We start from the raw sequence: 14,848 nt of genomic DNA, 5'->3' as shown, positions 1-14,848 counted from the left end.
TTTCCCTCTTCCATTCCAAACTGAAACCACCAGCTAGCACTCCACCAAGATCAAATTCTTGAATTTATGTTTGACCTTACCCTTACGGGAAGGTTTATGTTAGGCGTAGATGAGAATTGGAGTATCGATATGAACTACTACACAACGGCGCTCAACGGCCTAAATTGCATGGGTTGCGCGAAGAAAGTTCGCACACTGTTTAGCGATCTCGACAGCACGATGATTAATGACATATCGCCGACCTACATCGATATTTCGACTCCATTTAGTTACATTCAGCTCAACGAACAGTTAGCAACGCTTGGCTATTCTATGGGTAATCAGCTGCACCTTTCGCTATCCGGTCTGAGTTGCGGCAAGTGTGTGAGCAAACTGACTAAAGCGCTTGAACAAACTGAGCAAGCCTTAAACCTAGAAGTCAGCAAACAGGAATTATCACTGGTTACTCTGCTTTCTGAGTCTGAGGTGATTAAGCTGGTCGAAAGCCTGGGTTACCACGCAGCTCCCTACTCAGAAACGAATGACCTTTCATCGAGTTCAGATTTAGAAGACGAACAAGCAGATAAAAAGAGTGAAGATAAAACCGCAGCTAGCCAATATACCTATCACCTTGTTCTTGAGGGGATGACTTGTGCGAGTTGTGTCTCTTCGGTAGAGAAAGCACTGAAAAAGAATGAGTTTGTCGACCAAGCTCAGATCAACCTTGCCGAACAAACTGCCTTGGTTTTCACCTCCAAAACACGTGATCTCATTGAAAACAAGCTCATCGAATCAGTCAAAGCTGCGGGGTATGGCGCCGAGTTTGTTGATGATGCGGCAACACAACAACAAAAACAGCAAGAGCAACAACTTCGCACTCAACAGGCCTTCCTAAAAAATTCAGTGAGTGCGCTACTGCTTGGGGCACCGCTAATGGCATGGGGCGTGTTCGGCGGCAGCATGACCATTGCCACATTTAACGATCAACTGGCTTGGGGCTTGGTTGGTGTCGTTTGTTTGATACTGCTTGCTACCTCAGGTCGTAGCTTCTTCACGAATGCTTGGCAGTCTCTCATGTATAAGCGCGCGACCATGGATACCTTAGTCGCTCTAGGTACAGGCGCAGCATGGTTCTATTCAATGTTGGTTGTGCTGATTCCATCATGGTTTCCAGAACCATCTCGCCATGTCTACTTTGAGGCGAGCGCGATGATCATTGGCCTTATTTCTTTGGGTCACTACATCGAGGCCAAAGCCAAAGCTCGCACTACAAAATCGCTACAGGCACTGATTAATTTACAGCCTCAAAAAGCGATGGTTATCGTCGATGGCAAAGAGCAAATCATTGCTGTAGAAGCTATCCAAGTGGGTATGCAGATACGTGTCAAACCGGGTGAGAAAGTACCGGTTGATGGAGTTGTGGTATCAGGTGAGTCTTACATCGATGAATCCATGCTAACTGGTGAGCCGCTTCCCAACGTAAAATCAGTTAATGATGGCGTTTCTGCAGGAACCATTAATGGTGACGGCAGCTTAATTATTGAAGCGACAGGAATTGGCTCAAGCACTATGTTGGCTCGCATTATCCAGATGGTTCGCCAAGCACAAAGCAGTAAACCTGCAATTGCCAAGCTTGCCGACTCTATCTCTGCTGTTTTCGTTCCTGTTGTAGTCGCGATCGCTGCCATTGCCGCCTTAGTTTGGTTTTTTGTTGGCCCACAACCAAGTGCAAGCTACATGCTTGTCGTATCGACGACCGTGCTGATCATCGCTTGCCCATGTGCATTAGGTCTCGCGACCCCACTCTCTATTACTGTCGGTGTCGGTAAAGCGGCTGAGTTTGGCGTTCTAATCAAAGACGCCGATGTATTGCAATCAGCTAGCAAAATCGATGCTGTTGTGTTTGATAAAACAGGCACATTGACCCAAGGAAAACCAACCGTTCAACAGGCCTTTTACCCTAATCTAACGGAACGGGAATTACTGGCTTACGCTTATTCAGTGGAAGTAGGATCTGAGCACCCACTCGCCAAAGCCGTTTGTCAGTATGCCGAAAACCTAGAAGTTTCAGCACTCCCACACAGCGACTTTGAAAACCGCCGAGGCCTTGGAGTACAAGCCAACATTAACGGAAAACACGTCCAAGTCGGCTCTCTTAAATACCTAACCCAACTTGGTATTGATACTCAAATAGGCCGTGACTTTATCGAACTTTGCCGTACACAAGCATGGACGCCTATTTTCATTGCGATTGACCAAAAACTGGAAGGCATATTGGGCATTTCAGACGCGTTAAAAATAGATAGCAAACAGGCGATAGCTCAACTAAAATCCGCCGGAATTCACACTGTGCTATTAACGGGCGACAACGACTCTGTAGCTCAAGCGATAGGTAAAAACGTCGGTATCGACGAAGTGATTTCAGAAGTGCTTCCAGAGCAGAAAGCTCAACACATTGTTCAGCTGCAACAGCAATATAAGAGTGTTGCTATGGTCGGAGACGGTATTAACGACGCGCCTGCACTTGCTCAAGCAGATATAGGCATAGCAATGGGCAGTGGCAGTGATGTCGCGATTGAAAGTGCGCAAATGACGCTACTCAACTCATCGCCACTGTCTGTCAGTAACGCGATCGAGCTATCTCAAGCGACCGTGAGAAATATGAAGCAAAACCTATTTGGTGCCTTCATCTACAACTCGCTTGGTATTCCTATCGCGGCCGGTGTGCTTTACCCATTTTTCGGATTTCTGCTTAGCCCAGTAGTTGCAGGTGCAGCAATGGCGATGTCGTCAATTACTGTGGTAAGCAACGCCAACAGGCTGAGATTGTTCAAACCCACTCATTCTAATATCAATAATAACCATATTCATGAGGTTAACCATGATTCGTAAAGTTATGACTCTTACTGCACTCGCTGCAATTTCAGGACAAGCTTTAGCTACTGATGTTCTAAACCACAAATCTCCATACTGCGGCTGCTGCACAGAATGGACAGAACATATGCGAGATGCTGGGTTCGATGTTACTGAGAAGCTCCACGATGATATGAACCCAATCAAGCAGAAGCTAGGGGTAACACAGGAGTTAGCCTCTTGCCACACTGCAGAGATCGACGGTTACGTATTTGAAGGACACATTCCAGCAGATGACATTAAAGCCTTTCTAGAAAACCCACCACGTAATGCGATTGGTTTAGCGGTTCCGGGTATGCCAATGGGTTCGCCAGGCATGGAGTATGGCGATAAGAAAGACGAGTATTCTGTGTATGCGTTTAATGAAAAAGATCAGGTGTTTGAATACCGTCACTACAACGGGAAATAGAACCTAAACAGACCAACACACAGCAATAAAAAGAAGTCATAAAAATAGAGCCTAGCATTCAGTAATCCCAAGACTGTGGTTTACTTGCTAGGCTCTTTGCTTTTGGACAGTAAAGCAAATCTTGTCGCGGCACCAACCGGGCTGTTAGTACCGCTATGTTCCCTTCGCTAATTAGCTAAGAAGTTATTCAACAACAAAGCTATTTAACAAAGAAGTTCACTCGGCTAATAATCTAAGCAACCAAGCGAATCAGCTTAGAAGCCGTAAGAAGCACCGAATACGAATGCGTTGTTCTGCTTAGAATCGCCGTTTGCGAAATCTACACCGTTAGCTTGGCTACGGAACTCAAAGTAAGGTTGAACGCCTTGACGAGTCCATGTTGCACGTAACTCGTGGTCCATCGCTTCAGCATCAATCATGTATACGTTGTTGTAGCTAAGCGCTAGGTCAGCATTCACTGTGTAAGCAATGCGGTTATCCATGCGGTAGTCTGTGTCAGCATTAGCTGAAGTATCATCGATGTGTGCACGAGTACGGTTACTAATAGAGATGCCGTTGTCGAAGTTGTAACCGATCTTAACTAGTGGACGGAACTGAATGCTTTCGCCTGCAGAGAATAGGTGTTGGTAACCCGCAGCAACCCATAGGTTGTCAGTGATGTTGAAAGATTGCTCACCACCTACAGTGATGCCTGGAGTAGTATTACCTGCACCGCCATTTTCAGATTCAAGTTTGCCCAGTTGGATACCATCAAACTCAGAATAAACCGTGAAGCCGCCTAGAGAGTTGTCAAACGTGTGACCAGCTTCTAGCGTAGAAGTCATGTCAGAACCGTGGATACGGCCATCGTCATGAATTTGGATGTTACCCGTTACGTAAGAAGAACCAGCAAAAGCACTAGAAGCGAAAGCAAGAGAAAGAGCACTTAGAGCGATAATTTTTTTCATAGTAAACTGCCTTAGTTTAATTTTTTCAGCGGCACATCTTCGGTACATCATTCACCTTCACCGCTTGAGTAGTTGGTAGCCTCCCTGGCATGAAATCTATGTTGCTCGAATTAATTCGCGTTTAAAAATAAAAGGGACAGCAGAGTGATCCCTCTCACTATCAAAAAAAGACAAGTTATTTAAAACTTTAAAATCAACAACTTAAAAACATAAAGATTGATAAAAAACTTAAGATGGAAAAATATACAGATCGGGATCACGTTATTTCACGAAGAAAAATTAGATCTAGATAGTTGAATCACATCTGATTTAGAGTTTTTTACAGGGGGCTTATTTTTTGAAGAGAATAATGAGAAGCGCGTCACTTTTGGGATTAAAGTCACCTTATGTGCATTGTTGACCATATAAACAAAGACGGTTTCTATAGTTTCTGTTTAAGAGAAAGACTTAACTCGCCTTAAACAAAAAGAGCTCCCACTTTTTACCTTGAGTAAGATAATAACGAGGGAGCTCTTCTATTAATGTTGCTTATCAATTATTTAACTGAGGTCACTCGACTTACTTTCTCGCCACTTTCAGAGATAGAGCGGATGTAAGTTTCACCTGAAACCGAAGGACGTTGTTGCTCATCGTACGTTAACCAGTTTTCACCATCAGCAGAGTATTGCAGCTCTACGCCTGGGAATTGAACGTTCATCGCTAGCTTGCCATCAACAACCTGAGCGCCCGGTACTGGTAGGCGATAATCAATGCCCGCTTTCTCAAGCTTAGCCAGTTCACGTTGACCAACAATATTCGCGAAGCGATTAAAGTCGCTGTTCAACGCTTGCTTATTCACTAAGTTAGTTTCTTGAGAGTATTCAACACCAACCTTGTAGTCGTTTTCCCAATCTGCTCGGTGCCATGCGCGCTCTGCTGCTGCCAATACGCGAGGGAACACCATGTATTCATACTGCTCGTCGGTACGTACTGTTTCAGACCAAAGCTGAGCTGACAAACCGTAGAAAGGTTTCGCTTCAATCTCGCCTTTACCACTGAAGCCATTGCCATCACGGTCTAATGATGTTTCTGCGTTTTGTGGCATGTTTTCTGGTGCGAAGCCAAACATCTTACGAGTATCGGTTGCACGTGTTGCCCAGTAGTAACCACGCTCAGCTGCATCAACTTCGTATGGCATATCCATGTATACGTAGTCTGGGTTAGAGACAATCACGTCATACCCTTTTGCTGACCAATCGTATACTGATGAAGTTCCGCCCCAGTAAAGAACGTCCCAGAAGTTCACGCGTGTACTTTCGGTCGCAAATGCTTCCTCGCCTTCGCTGTATTTCAGACCATCTTGCCATGCTTGGAAGTGGGGAATACCCTTCTCAGCAACAATCTTAGAAACCTGTTCTGCGAAGTGGCTTGGTAGATGACCGAAATCGCTTACAGTACCATCAGCGATCAATGACTGACATTGTGGTGATTGTTGGAACGGCTTATCTTGCTTAGACAAATCGATGTTGCCTTTCCAAGCCACTTTATCTTCTGCATTAATATCTTGTAAGCCTGCGCCTAACTTGATGTTTTTCGCTTCATCGCCGCCGAAGTGCCAAGTCGTTAGCGGTACGCCCGCTTCTTGGTGCATTGCCGCCACTTCAGAGATTACTTTATCGACGAAGTGAGTTGATGACTCCATACATGGGTTAATGAAGCTTTGCTTATCGTAGAACTGAACCGTGGTTACATTCGATGTATCTTGCGGATCCATCAAGCGGTATTCGTTCGCTTCTGCTTCTTTGCCTTCCGCCATGAGACGAGTGTAACGCGCTTCCATTGATACCACAGCTGAACGAGCGTGTGCTGGCATATCAATTTCAGGGATAACTTCGATGCTGCGCGCTTTAGCGTAGCTTAGGATCTCGACGTAATCCGCTTTACTAAAGAAACCAGAGCCAAAGTTGTCTGTTGTTGGACCAGAACCTAGCTGAGGCAGTAAGCAGCTTTGTTCATCCAAATCAAAACAACGATTAGACCCTACATCCGTTAGCTCTGGTAAACCTGGAATTTCTAAACGCCAACCTTCATCATCCGTTAGGTGAAGGTGCAGTTTATTCATCTTGTATGCCGCCATTTGATCTAGCGTTGCTAGGATGGCATCTTTTGAGTGGAAGTTTCGAGCAACGTCCACCATCACACCACGATAATCAAAGCGCGGCGCATCTTTAATTGACAGTTGTGGTAATGATTCAGCATTCTGACTATCTATTAGGCCAAAAATAGACTGAACTGCGTAGAAAGCACCCGTTTTATCAAACGCTTTAATTGCAATCCCCTCTTCCGAGATGCTTAGTTCATAAGCGCCAGATTTCGCTAAATCACCCGTAAACTGAGTAGGAACAACAGCGACACTCACAGGTAGGTCGCCACTCACATCTACGTTTACCACATCTGCACGTTCTTCAATTGCTGCGAATTGCTCAGCGTCGAATGCGTCCTTAGGTAGGGCAATACCACCAGCAATGCTAACTGAACCTTCACCGGCTTCTACCGACATTGGCGTTGGTAGTAAAGTAGTTGATACGTCTTGCGTTGCTAGATCAGCATTCTTTTCAAAACGCGTCACCGCTGTCGCCATTACGTTATTATCATCAGGCGTACGCTTAAGGTTATTACCCTCTAGACCAGTTACGAACGATGCAACATCTTCTGTATTCAATGATGCAATCATCTTAGGTTCTGCGTTTGGCGCCGTCACGAATGCACCTGGCATAAAGTCAGTTTCAAACAGTTGCCAGTATTCACTCGTTAACGGAAGAACCACTTCTTCACCAGCCGCAAAGCCGTCAAATTTTTCAGTAGGTTCTAGCTTGTGAAGGTCACCAGTAACGCGAGTGATCTTAAATTGCTCATTATCAACATCTAAAATAAGACGAATACTGTGGAAGTAGATGCTCCAATCTTTAGAGTCAATCGCTTCACCGTCATTGGTTAGCGTCATGTTCACTTTATTACATGACGCCCATTCAGCACCTAGGTCCTGACAAGCCAAGCCTTCATTCGCACCATGATTAGTTAGAATTTCGTACTGAACATCAAGATTATCAGCCAGTGCATTCACTACTTTTTGTTCTGGTGCTTGCGTTACTGCACAACCTGTTAGGCCAGCCAATACCGCTACAGATAGTAAGTTTCTCTTCAACATCGTATTCACCCATAAATTAAAAATTGAGCAAGAAGCAAAATGGAGCGCTTCGAAAGTTAGATAAACTATATGGGCTTATTTTTTACCGTGAATTAAATCGAGCTAATAAAGTGATCGGCTTCAAATCTCAAAAATATTGATAAATTTAATTTAAATAAAATCATCAAGTTACAAGCAACGGCACTTCCGTCATTTTAATTTTGACGTAAAATTTGAGAAATGAATCACAATCTTTTTTACCGATTTCATAAAATCGTGTCATTGGTAGTCAGAAAGGATTTAGAGTTTCAGCGTATTATTATACTTTTCGTACAAACAACGTGACATTGTTCTCAAAAAAAACCGTTAAAAAACACCGTCAAAATCGATTTTAACGAGTTTAATACTTCCTTAAGGAGCTCCCTTTGCGTCCACTCTGGTACATGGTTTTATTCGTTCTCGCTTTTTCAGCTAGGCAAGCGGTCGCCGAGCCCCTTTATTGGCAAGCACAAAAGGATGATCTGACACTCACTATCTTAGGTTCAGTGCACGTTGGAGACGAGAGTATGTACCCCCTTCCTTCGGCGATCACCGACGCGCTAAAAAACAGTGATGGCTTAATTATCGAAACGGATATCAGGAAATCCGAAGGTGTCGTATACCCGGCTACAACCGTCACCACTGCCGATGTGCTCAGCACAGAACAAAAGCAGTTACTAACAAGCATTTCAAAATCTTTGGGTATGCCGACTCAGCAACTATTGAGCTCTCCACCTTGGGCGACATCTCTATCGATACAAATGCAGCAATTAAAGAATCATGGCTATGGCTCGGCGGGCGGTGTAGACGCAACATTAGCCTATAAGGCAACCATCCAAGACGTTCCGGTGATCAGCTTAGAGCCACTGCAATTTCAAATAGACCTGATGACAAAACAAAAGGACGACGGTAAGGAATGGTTAGTCAGTAGCCTAGAAGAATTTGACCAAACGGACCGTGTTGTACATTGCCTCATTGAAAGCTGGAAAGCAGGCGATGAGTCCAAACTTGAGGATTTTGCGGAATTATCTGAAATGCCAACCGATCTTGAAAAAGCATTCCTAACGGATCGCAACGTAGACTGGGCAAACAAACTGTCTGCCAATGACTGGAAACTCGATACGAAAGGACACTACTTGTTAGTCGTCGGTACTTTACACCTGATAGGAGAAGGCAACCTGTTAGAACTGTTAGAAAAGAAAGGCTTTACAGTTAATCAACAATCACAGAGCAAACAAGCACAGTGTCAGTTTGAGGTTAACGAAGACAGCTAGTTGGTTAATTAGGGCATGACCTTTTCATTATAAAAGCATTTCCTTAATAACAGAATCTTTACATTTAATAGCACCATTGCAGTGCTATTATCTTTCGCTCTTTTTACCTATGGCGTTGTTCTAATGAAACCAGTACTTTTTGCTTTCCCTTTAGCCCTCACGATGCTGATGCCCTCAATAGCCTCAGCCAAAGAAACATGCACCATCGAACAGTTTCAGGCGATAGACATACAACCGGATACCAAAGGCGGTGTATTAGATAAAGAAAGCGGACAGTTTTTGATTACAGAGAAACCACCGATGCGCTGCGCCAATATTACGTTCACAACATCTACAACACGAAACCGTATCGCAAGCCAAATGAACAACAATTTTGAAGCAAACTTTTACGACAACCAAACGGGAAGCTCTCACTCGGTGACGTTTGATGAAGATGAAATAAAGGCAGGTTACATTCGAATAGGCCCGAATAAGCCAGCGGAAGCGTATGTTTGTTTTGTTACCTCGGAAACACCGATAAAAGATATTACGTGCGATGTGAATTGATCATTGAGTTGCTTGAAGAAAAAACAGGGCTAAGGGAAAGGTCCGTTTTCCGCATAGCCCTATTTTGCTGCTTACTCGGTTATTTAAAGTATGTCAGTGCTCGCTTCAGAGTATCGAACAATGATTGGGTTTTGCATCGCATTAGGGTCACCAGGCGACCACATACCACGTTTCATTCCTTTAACGATTAAATGGATCACTGCCGCATCTATCGCAGACATTACGGCAATATTCACTGGTTCATTTTGGCTGTAGCCCATCTCTACTTCTAACAACTCTTTGTAGTCAACAAAGCGAAATGCACCGAAGCCGATTTCATGGGAGGAAATGGTTTTAGTCGTAGTCACACTCAACAGAACTTGCCCTGTTCTTACATCAACGGCTCTTAAGTTAACTGTCACTTGATCGGTTCTATACTGCCCTGAGCCACCAATGCCAAGATACTTCGCACCAGCCCCACCTGTAACAATATTAGAGTCATAAGCAACAATACCGCCTTCAATAACGATATTCGCAGAGCTCAACGATGTTAAGTCGGCTCCGTGATTGTTCACTACCTTGTCTTTTTTCTGAGCAGCACGAATGATCTTACGTTCCGTCAACAAGTTCTGGAGCCCTTCACGCTCTAGAGGAACAAACCACTGGGAATCTATCAATGCCGTGGTCAGTAAAGACGTTCCACCCTGTGGTACCGCTGTCGAAAAGTTACTGTTTGGCTGAGGTTTATACTGTCCCGTTTGATCTCTAAAATCATAAACCGAAACAAGTATTTTACCGCGAGGCTGAGGTAATGAGATCAGGTCCGTATAAGTCGATCCTCTCGGCATCAACTTTGGCGTTTCAGAAGTCTCTGGAATTTGCATAGAGTAAGTGCACCCTCCCAACACAAAGGTCAAGAAGACGATAATGATCGATTTCATAACACAATCCTTGTGATTAGAGGTCGGGGTTTAATCCAGAGACACTGATTTCTGTCGATTCCCCAGTCTCTTTATCGACGATTTGAACCAACAAAGTCCCGGAATCATCCACAATATTCAGGAAAAAATCATCAGTTTCCAACTGCCCCGTGTTTCCATTACCCACGTCAGCAAGCAACTGGCTTATCAAACGAGACTCTAAACTAGACGCTAAACGATCTAAGGCTGATTCTTGCTCATCAAAGATATCCCTTGCACTTGGGTCTTCATAATCATTGATAGCATTAGCGTGATTAAAAAGGTGAGAACTGTTTAAAGCGTTTCCGCCAAAACTTGGATTTACGGGCGTATAAACTAATTCGCTTGAGTAAACCGAAGGCGAAACTATCAGCGCAATGAGCGCGGCCTTTCTGAAAAATATCGACATCCTTGGCTCCTTAAAATTCATCATGGTCTAGATCGTAAGTGTCCTGAAAGATCCGTTCCGCTTGCCATCGGATGATGTAATTCCCAACCACTCGTGTTGCATCGGCAGCGCGTTCTTTCGCTTGTCTACGACCAGGGGACAACGCCGTACGGAAGATCGGTTTTCTAGAGTGTTGAACCTCTATGATGCTTCCTGATAACGCCGTTGGCCTTTCTTTTACCGTCAAATTTTCCTTAAGGTCGGGATAACTATCATTGAGCGATTGCGAGAAGAAAAAATAGAAATCCTCTCCCAACCGCGTAATGGTTCTGTCCACAATAATTCCATCGACTTCACTGAAGTCATTGAATTTTTCCTTAAGATTATTTGTCGAGTCCTCAAGTTTTTGTCCATTTTCTAAAGGAGCAGCATTTTCAAGACCATGACTCTTTTCTTCTGCATGAAGAGCAAAGGAAAGCAGAGTTATTGTAAGCAGCTTGATTTTCATATGTGCTCCCATTCAAAGTCTATTTACAAAATGAGAATGTGATTCGTTGAAACTGAATAAAGCGTAATTCATGCTTACAGTGGCATATATAAACTTTCGAATTAATTACTGAAGGGAATTGATTAACTAAGGTTAGTAGGATTCGGTCAAATACTAATTAAATTTCATATGAACAACTAAATATTTTCAACTTTAAGTTTATAGCTATTCGTAAATTCAAGGCCTAGGATTTCGATAAAACAAAGGTTCACTCATTCCCTACGCAGTTTATTTTCGTAGGGATCATAATCACGAACACTTTAAGGTAAAGATGATGGTAATTGGGAAAGCATCACTTATCAGCTTAACTTGTTTATATTTTTTATCAGGAGGTTTTAATAATGCTATCGCGTCAGATATAGAAGGGGATTTTTTACATAATGTTAATCAAGATATAGTCAATGATTATAATTATTTAGAAAGCTTCTCTTCTGGAGATTTAGATAATTATTCAGAATTAAATATATCTAATGCTACTGATTCAATAGCAATAATAAAGCAACGCAGTCCTGGTATTACCGCGAACAACAGAGCGAAGATAACGCAAAGCGGAAGTTCTAACTCCGCATACATTGGTCAAACAGGGCGCAATAATACCGCCTTAATAGACCAGAATGGTTCAAATAACGATGCCGCAATTGGGCAACTCGGAGTAAATTCTGAAGCGCTTATTTCCCAAGACGGGAATAACAATTTAGCAGTTATCGGACAAGCTAACTTCTCAAGACAGAGTAGTCAGCTGAGCATTGACCAAAAAGGCAATGGCAATACTGCTTATTTGGTTGGTTCTGGAAGAAGTAATTTAGGAATTTCTCAAGACGGCAACGACTTTGCTTTAGTGAAAGCGTCTAGCTCAATGAGAATTCACATCAATCAAGCCAATTAGCGCGCAGTATGGAAGCTTGATTCAAGTTGCTTCTCTGTGAAGCAACAACAACGTCGACATGGAAATGTATAAGGATACAACTTATGAAACTTACACAAATTGGAATGTTAGTCGGTGCCATCATTAGTTTGAATGTAGCTCACGCAGATCCGCTACCCGCTCCCTATCCAGCTTCAGCTCCTGGAACTGGAGTGATTGAAGGCACAACCGATCTTGGTATTGACGCAGCCCTTACCGCTGCAGCTGGCGGAGTAACGATCCCCTCAGCTAGTGACAACACAGCGCTTTGGCAAATGGGTAATGGTGACATGGCTAATGTAACTATTAATCAAAACACGTCAGGCACAACAGATGGTCACACAGCATTGGTCGATACGCACGCGAGTTACAAATCTGATGTAGTCGTTGAACAAAGCGGTAACCTAAATGGAGCACATGTTCAACTTAGAGGTTCGTATAACAATGCTCTAATTGACCAAAACGGACAATCTAACCAAGCACGCGTTCAAGTTGAGCAATACGGTAACTTTAACGATCTTCGTGTAACACAAATGGGTGATGACAACATTTCCGTTACCGTAGCTCTTGGAGGAGCAGACAGCAACAGAGCCGAAACGACTATATATGGCGATTCAAACCAAACATATACAGAATTCAGTAACGGTGACGTTGACTACAATAACGCTGCAATTGATATCAGCGGTGATGACAACTACGTACAGACTATTGTTAATAATAGCGTAGGTGGTGGTGATTGGAACGATGTCGACATTGATCTAATGAACAGTGACGATAATAGAGTATTCGTTCTACAAACAGGTTCTCATTCTGATGCGGTCGTTCAATTACAAAACAGTAATATGAACCAATTTACGGTTGAACAAACATCACATGATAGTGCTGTCGTATTAGGTAATGGTGCTTACGGTAATGTCGGTATTATTTACCAAAATTAATATGAGTGTCAGTGCATACATTAAAACGGCGCTAGTCGCCGTTTTATTTATTTCTTTCCATTTTAATGGATTTTCTTCTGATTTAAATTCAGTACAGTGCCTGATAAAAAATAAAAGTCTTATTCTGACCATAAATAACAGTGTGGCATCTTCATTAACGTTGAGTACGAACACCAACTCTAATTTCAACCAGAATACGAATAGTGGTATTACAACGTTGATTATTAATATAAATCAGTTTCCTGCCACTATAAAACTTCACCCAAACAAGGGGATCTGGAAAATTCATAAAGACTGTACAATCAATAAAATAAAACCATAAATCTCGGTAATTCCCTCTTTCTACTTAAGTATTATTTTACCTTCGACAATACTATTAAATTAATTTCATAGATTTGATGAATAATTATCTTTAAAAATTAGCAAAATAACAATACGTGCTTTAAACTAAAACACCTAAAGTTCAAGTAATGAGTTAAGAAAAGGAGTTCCACATGGCTAAACTGGAGGCTCATAACGCCATTTTACTTGCGGAGAACAATTTACAATCGATACTACTAAAAGAGTCTATAGAACAGAAAGTTAACCTGAACATAAAACTCATATCACCGGAAAGGCTCAGTGCTAAATCCCTAAAAAACGATGACTTAGTTCTGATTATTATTGATTTCCCGACAATGAGTAAGCAATACATTGAGAAATACCAGGAGCTCAGAGATGACGTAGCAAGTGATGTCCATGAAGTGCTACTCAATACACCAGGCGATTTCCCGCACTCTGAAATGCTTAAATGGCAGTATCTTGTCGGCATTTTTTATACGTCGGACACGCTTGAAAAGCTCGTGGCCGGCTTTAACTGCATTTTGCAAGGCGAGATGTGGATGAGTAGAAAGCTCATTTACCAGTACATTAGCTTCTACAGAGAGAGGCAGTGCGCGAAAACCAGTCCTTATTACCTCAAGCTCACCAAACGCGAGCAGCAGATCATTAAGTTACTCGGTGATGGAGCATCTAACACTCAGATAGCAGATACCCTCTATGTCAGTGAAAATACGGTCAAAGCACACCTTCACAACACGTTTAAAAAAATCAAGGTGAAGAATCGCTTACAAGCTTTGATCTGGGTTAAGAACAACGTTGCGACAAATGAGTTTGTCCAATAGACCTAACTCTCTGCCCTCAACCATAAACAGTCAATGCAGTTAGAATGTAGAAATCCCAAATACAAAAAAGCCGTAGCATTTCTGCTACGGCTTTTTCTAATGTGGTCGGTGAAGAGGGATTCGAACCCCCGACCCTCTGGTCCCAAACCAGATGCGCTACCAAGCTGCGCTATTCACCGAGATATCTAACTGGCTCATTGCCTGTCGATGGAGCGTATAATACGGGTTCTGAATTTATCCGCAAGGGCTTTTTCTCATATTTATTGCGATTTTGAATCGTTCGAACAAAAGACATACAACAACGAGCATGATGTGACGAAAAACACACAGTTACCAACAAGTATTTAACTTATGAAACAGGATTGATCCAGATCAGTGAATTGATAATGCTTGTTAATACACTAAGCCATGTCATATAACTTTGAGGTATACACATGGACTTTTGGCTAGATCTCCTATTTGGTAATGCGGTGGGACTATCTTCAATGATAGTAATCTTCGGGGCTCTGGGTCTCATGATGTTTTATGGAGGCTTCTTCATATACAAAGTTATGACTGAAAAATCTCCTCACTAGAATCGCTCTGCCTAAATCATTTACTTTTAAGTATTCTTTTACTTTATAAGTAAATGTCAAAACGCTTTGCACCGGAGCAGACTTATTGTCTTCTCCGGTTTTTTCATTTTTAAACCTAACCT

At 42.7% G+C, this 14,848-nt stretch carries 13 protein-coding genes and 1 tRNA gene; 8 read left to right on the top strand and 6 right to left on the bottom strand.

Annotated features, from left to right (window positions below; genetic code table 11):
• The first annotated feature begins 66 nt into the window (after nucleotides 1-66).
• Together AB4503_RS04325 and AB4503_RS04320 are read left to right on the top strand one after the other, a co-directional pair.
• Nucleotides 67-2,871, top strand: coding sequence for a copper-translocating P-type ATPase (locus AB4503_RS04325; RefSeq protein ID WP_372113767.1), 2,805 nt, complete (start codon nucleotides 67-69; stop codon nucleotides 2,869-2,871).
• Nucleotides 2,861-3,301 carry a DUF411 domain-containing protein gene (locus tag AB4503_RS04320; RefSeq protein ID WP_372113765.1) on the top strand — a complete coding sequence of 147 codons (441 nt, stop codon included), beginning with the start codon at nucleotides 2,861-2,863 and terminating at the stop codon, nucleotides 3,299-3,301. Before AB4503_RS04325 ends, AB4503_RS04320 begins: the two co-directional genes overlap by 11 nt.
• A gap of 254 nt (nucleotides 3,302-3,555) precedes the next feature.
• Here the strand turns inward: AB4503_RS04320 and AB4503_RS04315 are convergent, their stop codons facing one another.
• Both AB4503_RS04315 and AB4503_RS04310 read right to left on the bottom strand, forming a co-directional pair.
• Nucleotides 3,556-4,248 (bottom strand): oligogalacturonate-specific porin KdgM family protein, encoded by a 693-nt coding sequence (locus AB4503_RS04315; protein ID WP_017064150.1) that lies wholly within the window; start codon nucleotides 4,246-4,248, stop codon nucleotides 3,556-3,558.
• A 535-nt stretch (nucleotides 4,249-4,783) separates the two neighbouring features.
• The gene (locus AB4503_RS04310; protein ID WP_372113764.1) at nucleotides 4,784-7,435 is read right to left on the bottom strand and encodes a beta-N-acetylhexosaminidase; all 2,652 of its coding nucleotides are present in this window, start codon (nucleotides 7,433-7,435) and stop codon (nucleotides 4,784-4,786) included.
• Between the two features lie 404 nt (nucleotides 7,436-7,839).
• On the opposite strand from AB4503_RS04310, the gene AB4503_RS04305 reads away from it, so the two are divergent.
• On the top strand, nucleotides 7,840-8,727 hold the full coding sequence (locus tag AB4503_RS04305; RefSeq protein ID WP_372113762.1) for a TraB/GumN family protein: 888 nt from the start codon (nucleotides 7,840-7,842) through the stop codon (nucleotides 8,725-8,727).
• A gap of 123 nt (nucleotides 8,728-8,850) precedes the next feature.
• Entirely contained in the window at nucleotides 8,851-9,273 is a 423-nt protein-coding gene (locus AB4503_RS04300) for a hypothetical protein (RefSeq protein ID WP_102321503.1), read from the top strand.
• A gap of 83 nt (nucleotides 9,274-9,356) precedes the next feature.
• Here the strand turns inward: AB4503_RS04300 and AB4503_RS04295 are convergent, their stop codons facing one another.
• Genes AB4503_RS04295 through AB4503_RS04285 form a run of 3 tightly spaced genes read right to left on the bottom strand, consistent with a single transcriptional unit; the run spans nucleotide 9,357 to nucleotide 11,107 of the window.
• Entirely contained in the window at nucleotides 9,357-10,193 is an 837-nt protein-coding gene (locus AB4503_RS04295) for a CsgG/HfaB family protein (protein ID WP_372113760.1), read from the bottom strand.
• A 16-nt stretch (nucleotides 10,194-10,209) separates the two neighbouring features.
• Nucleotides 10,210-10,620: a curli assembly protein CsgF gene (locus AB4503_RS04290; RefSeq protein WP_102333662.1), complete on the bottom strand. Its 411-nt coding sequence runs from the start codon at nucleotides 10,618-10,620 to the stop codon at nucleotides 10,210-10,212.
• 10 nt (nucleotides 10,621-10,630) lie between these two features.
• A complete protein-coding gene (locus AB4503_RS04285; RefSeq protein ID WP_017064155.1) occupies nucleotides 10,631-11,107 on the bottom strand; it encodes a curli production assembly/transport protein CsgE in 477 nt (158 codons plus the stop codon).
• A 313-nt stretch (nucleotides 11,108-11,420) separates the two neighbouring features.
• Here AB4503_RS04285 and AB4503_RS04280 point away from each other — a divergent pair, with 313 nt between their 5' ends.
• The 3 genes from AB4503_RS04280 to AB4503_RS04270 all read left to right on the top strand — a co-directional run bounded on the left by AB4503_RS04280 (nucleotide 11,421) and on the right by AB4503_RS04270 (nucleotide 14,151).
• On the top strand, nucleotides 11,421-12,032 hold the full coding sequence (locus AB4503_RS04280) for a hypothetical protein (protein WP_017064156.1): 612 nt from the start codon (nucleotides 11,421-11,423) through the stop codon (nucleotides 12,030-12,032).
• Nucleotides 12,033-12,115: 83 nt separating this feature from the next.
• Nucleotides 12,116-12,988, top strand: a complete 873-nt coding sequence (locus tag AB4503_RS04275; RefSeq protein ID WP_017064157.1) for a hypothetical protein — start codon at nucleotides 12,116-12,118, stop codon at nucleotides 12,986-12,988.
• Nucleotides 12,989-13,482: 494 nt separating this feature from the next.
• Nucleotides 13,483-14,151, top strand: coding sequence for a LuxR C-terminal-related transcriptional regulator (locus AB4503_RS04270; RefSeq protein ID WP_017064159.1), 669 nt, complete (start codon nucleotides 13,483-13,485; stop codon nucleotides 14,149-14,151).
• A 102-nt stretch (nucleotides 14,152-14,253) separates the two neighbouring features.
• On the opposite strand, the gene AB4503_RS04265 is transcribed toward AB4503_RS04270, so the two are convergent.
• Nucleotides 14,254-14,330: transfer RNA gene (locus tag AB4503_RS04265), tRNA-Pro, on the bottom strand.
• A gap of 255 nt (nucleotides 14,331-14,585) precedes the next feature.
• Between AB4503_RS04265 and AB4503_RS04260 the strand changes: the two genes are divergently transcribed.
• Nucleotides 14,586-14,726 (top strand): DUF3149 domain-containing protein, encoded by a 141-nt coding sequence (locus AB4503_RS04260; protein WP_017062321.1) that lies wholly within the window; start codon nucleotides 14,586-14,588, stop codon nucleotides 14,724-14,726.
• Nucleotides 14,727-14,848: the final 122 nt, after the last annotated feature.

The organism is Vibrio sp. 10N.222.55.B11 (assembly GCF_041473705.1).
Taxonomy (GTDB): Bacteria; Pseudomonadota; Gammaproteobacteria; order Enterobacterales; family Vibrionaceae; genus Vibrio; species Vibrio crassostreae_C.
Note: the sequence above shows the minus strand (reverse complement) of the source record. Positions and strands in the feature narration are given on the sequence as shown.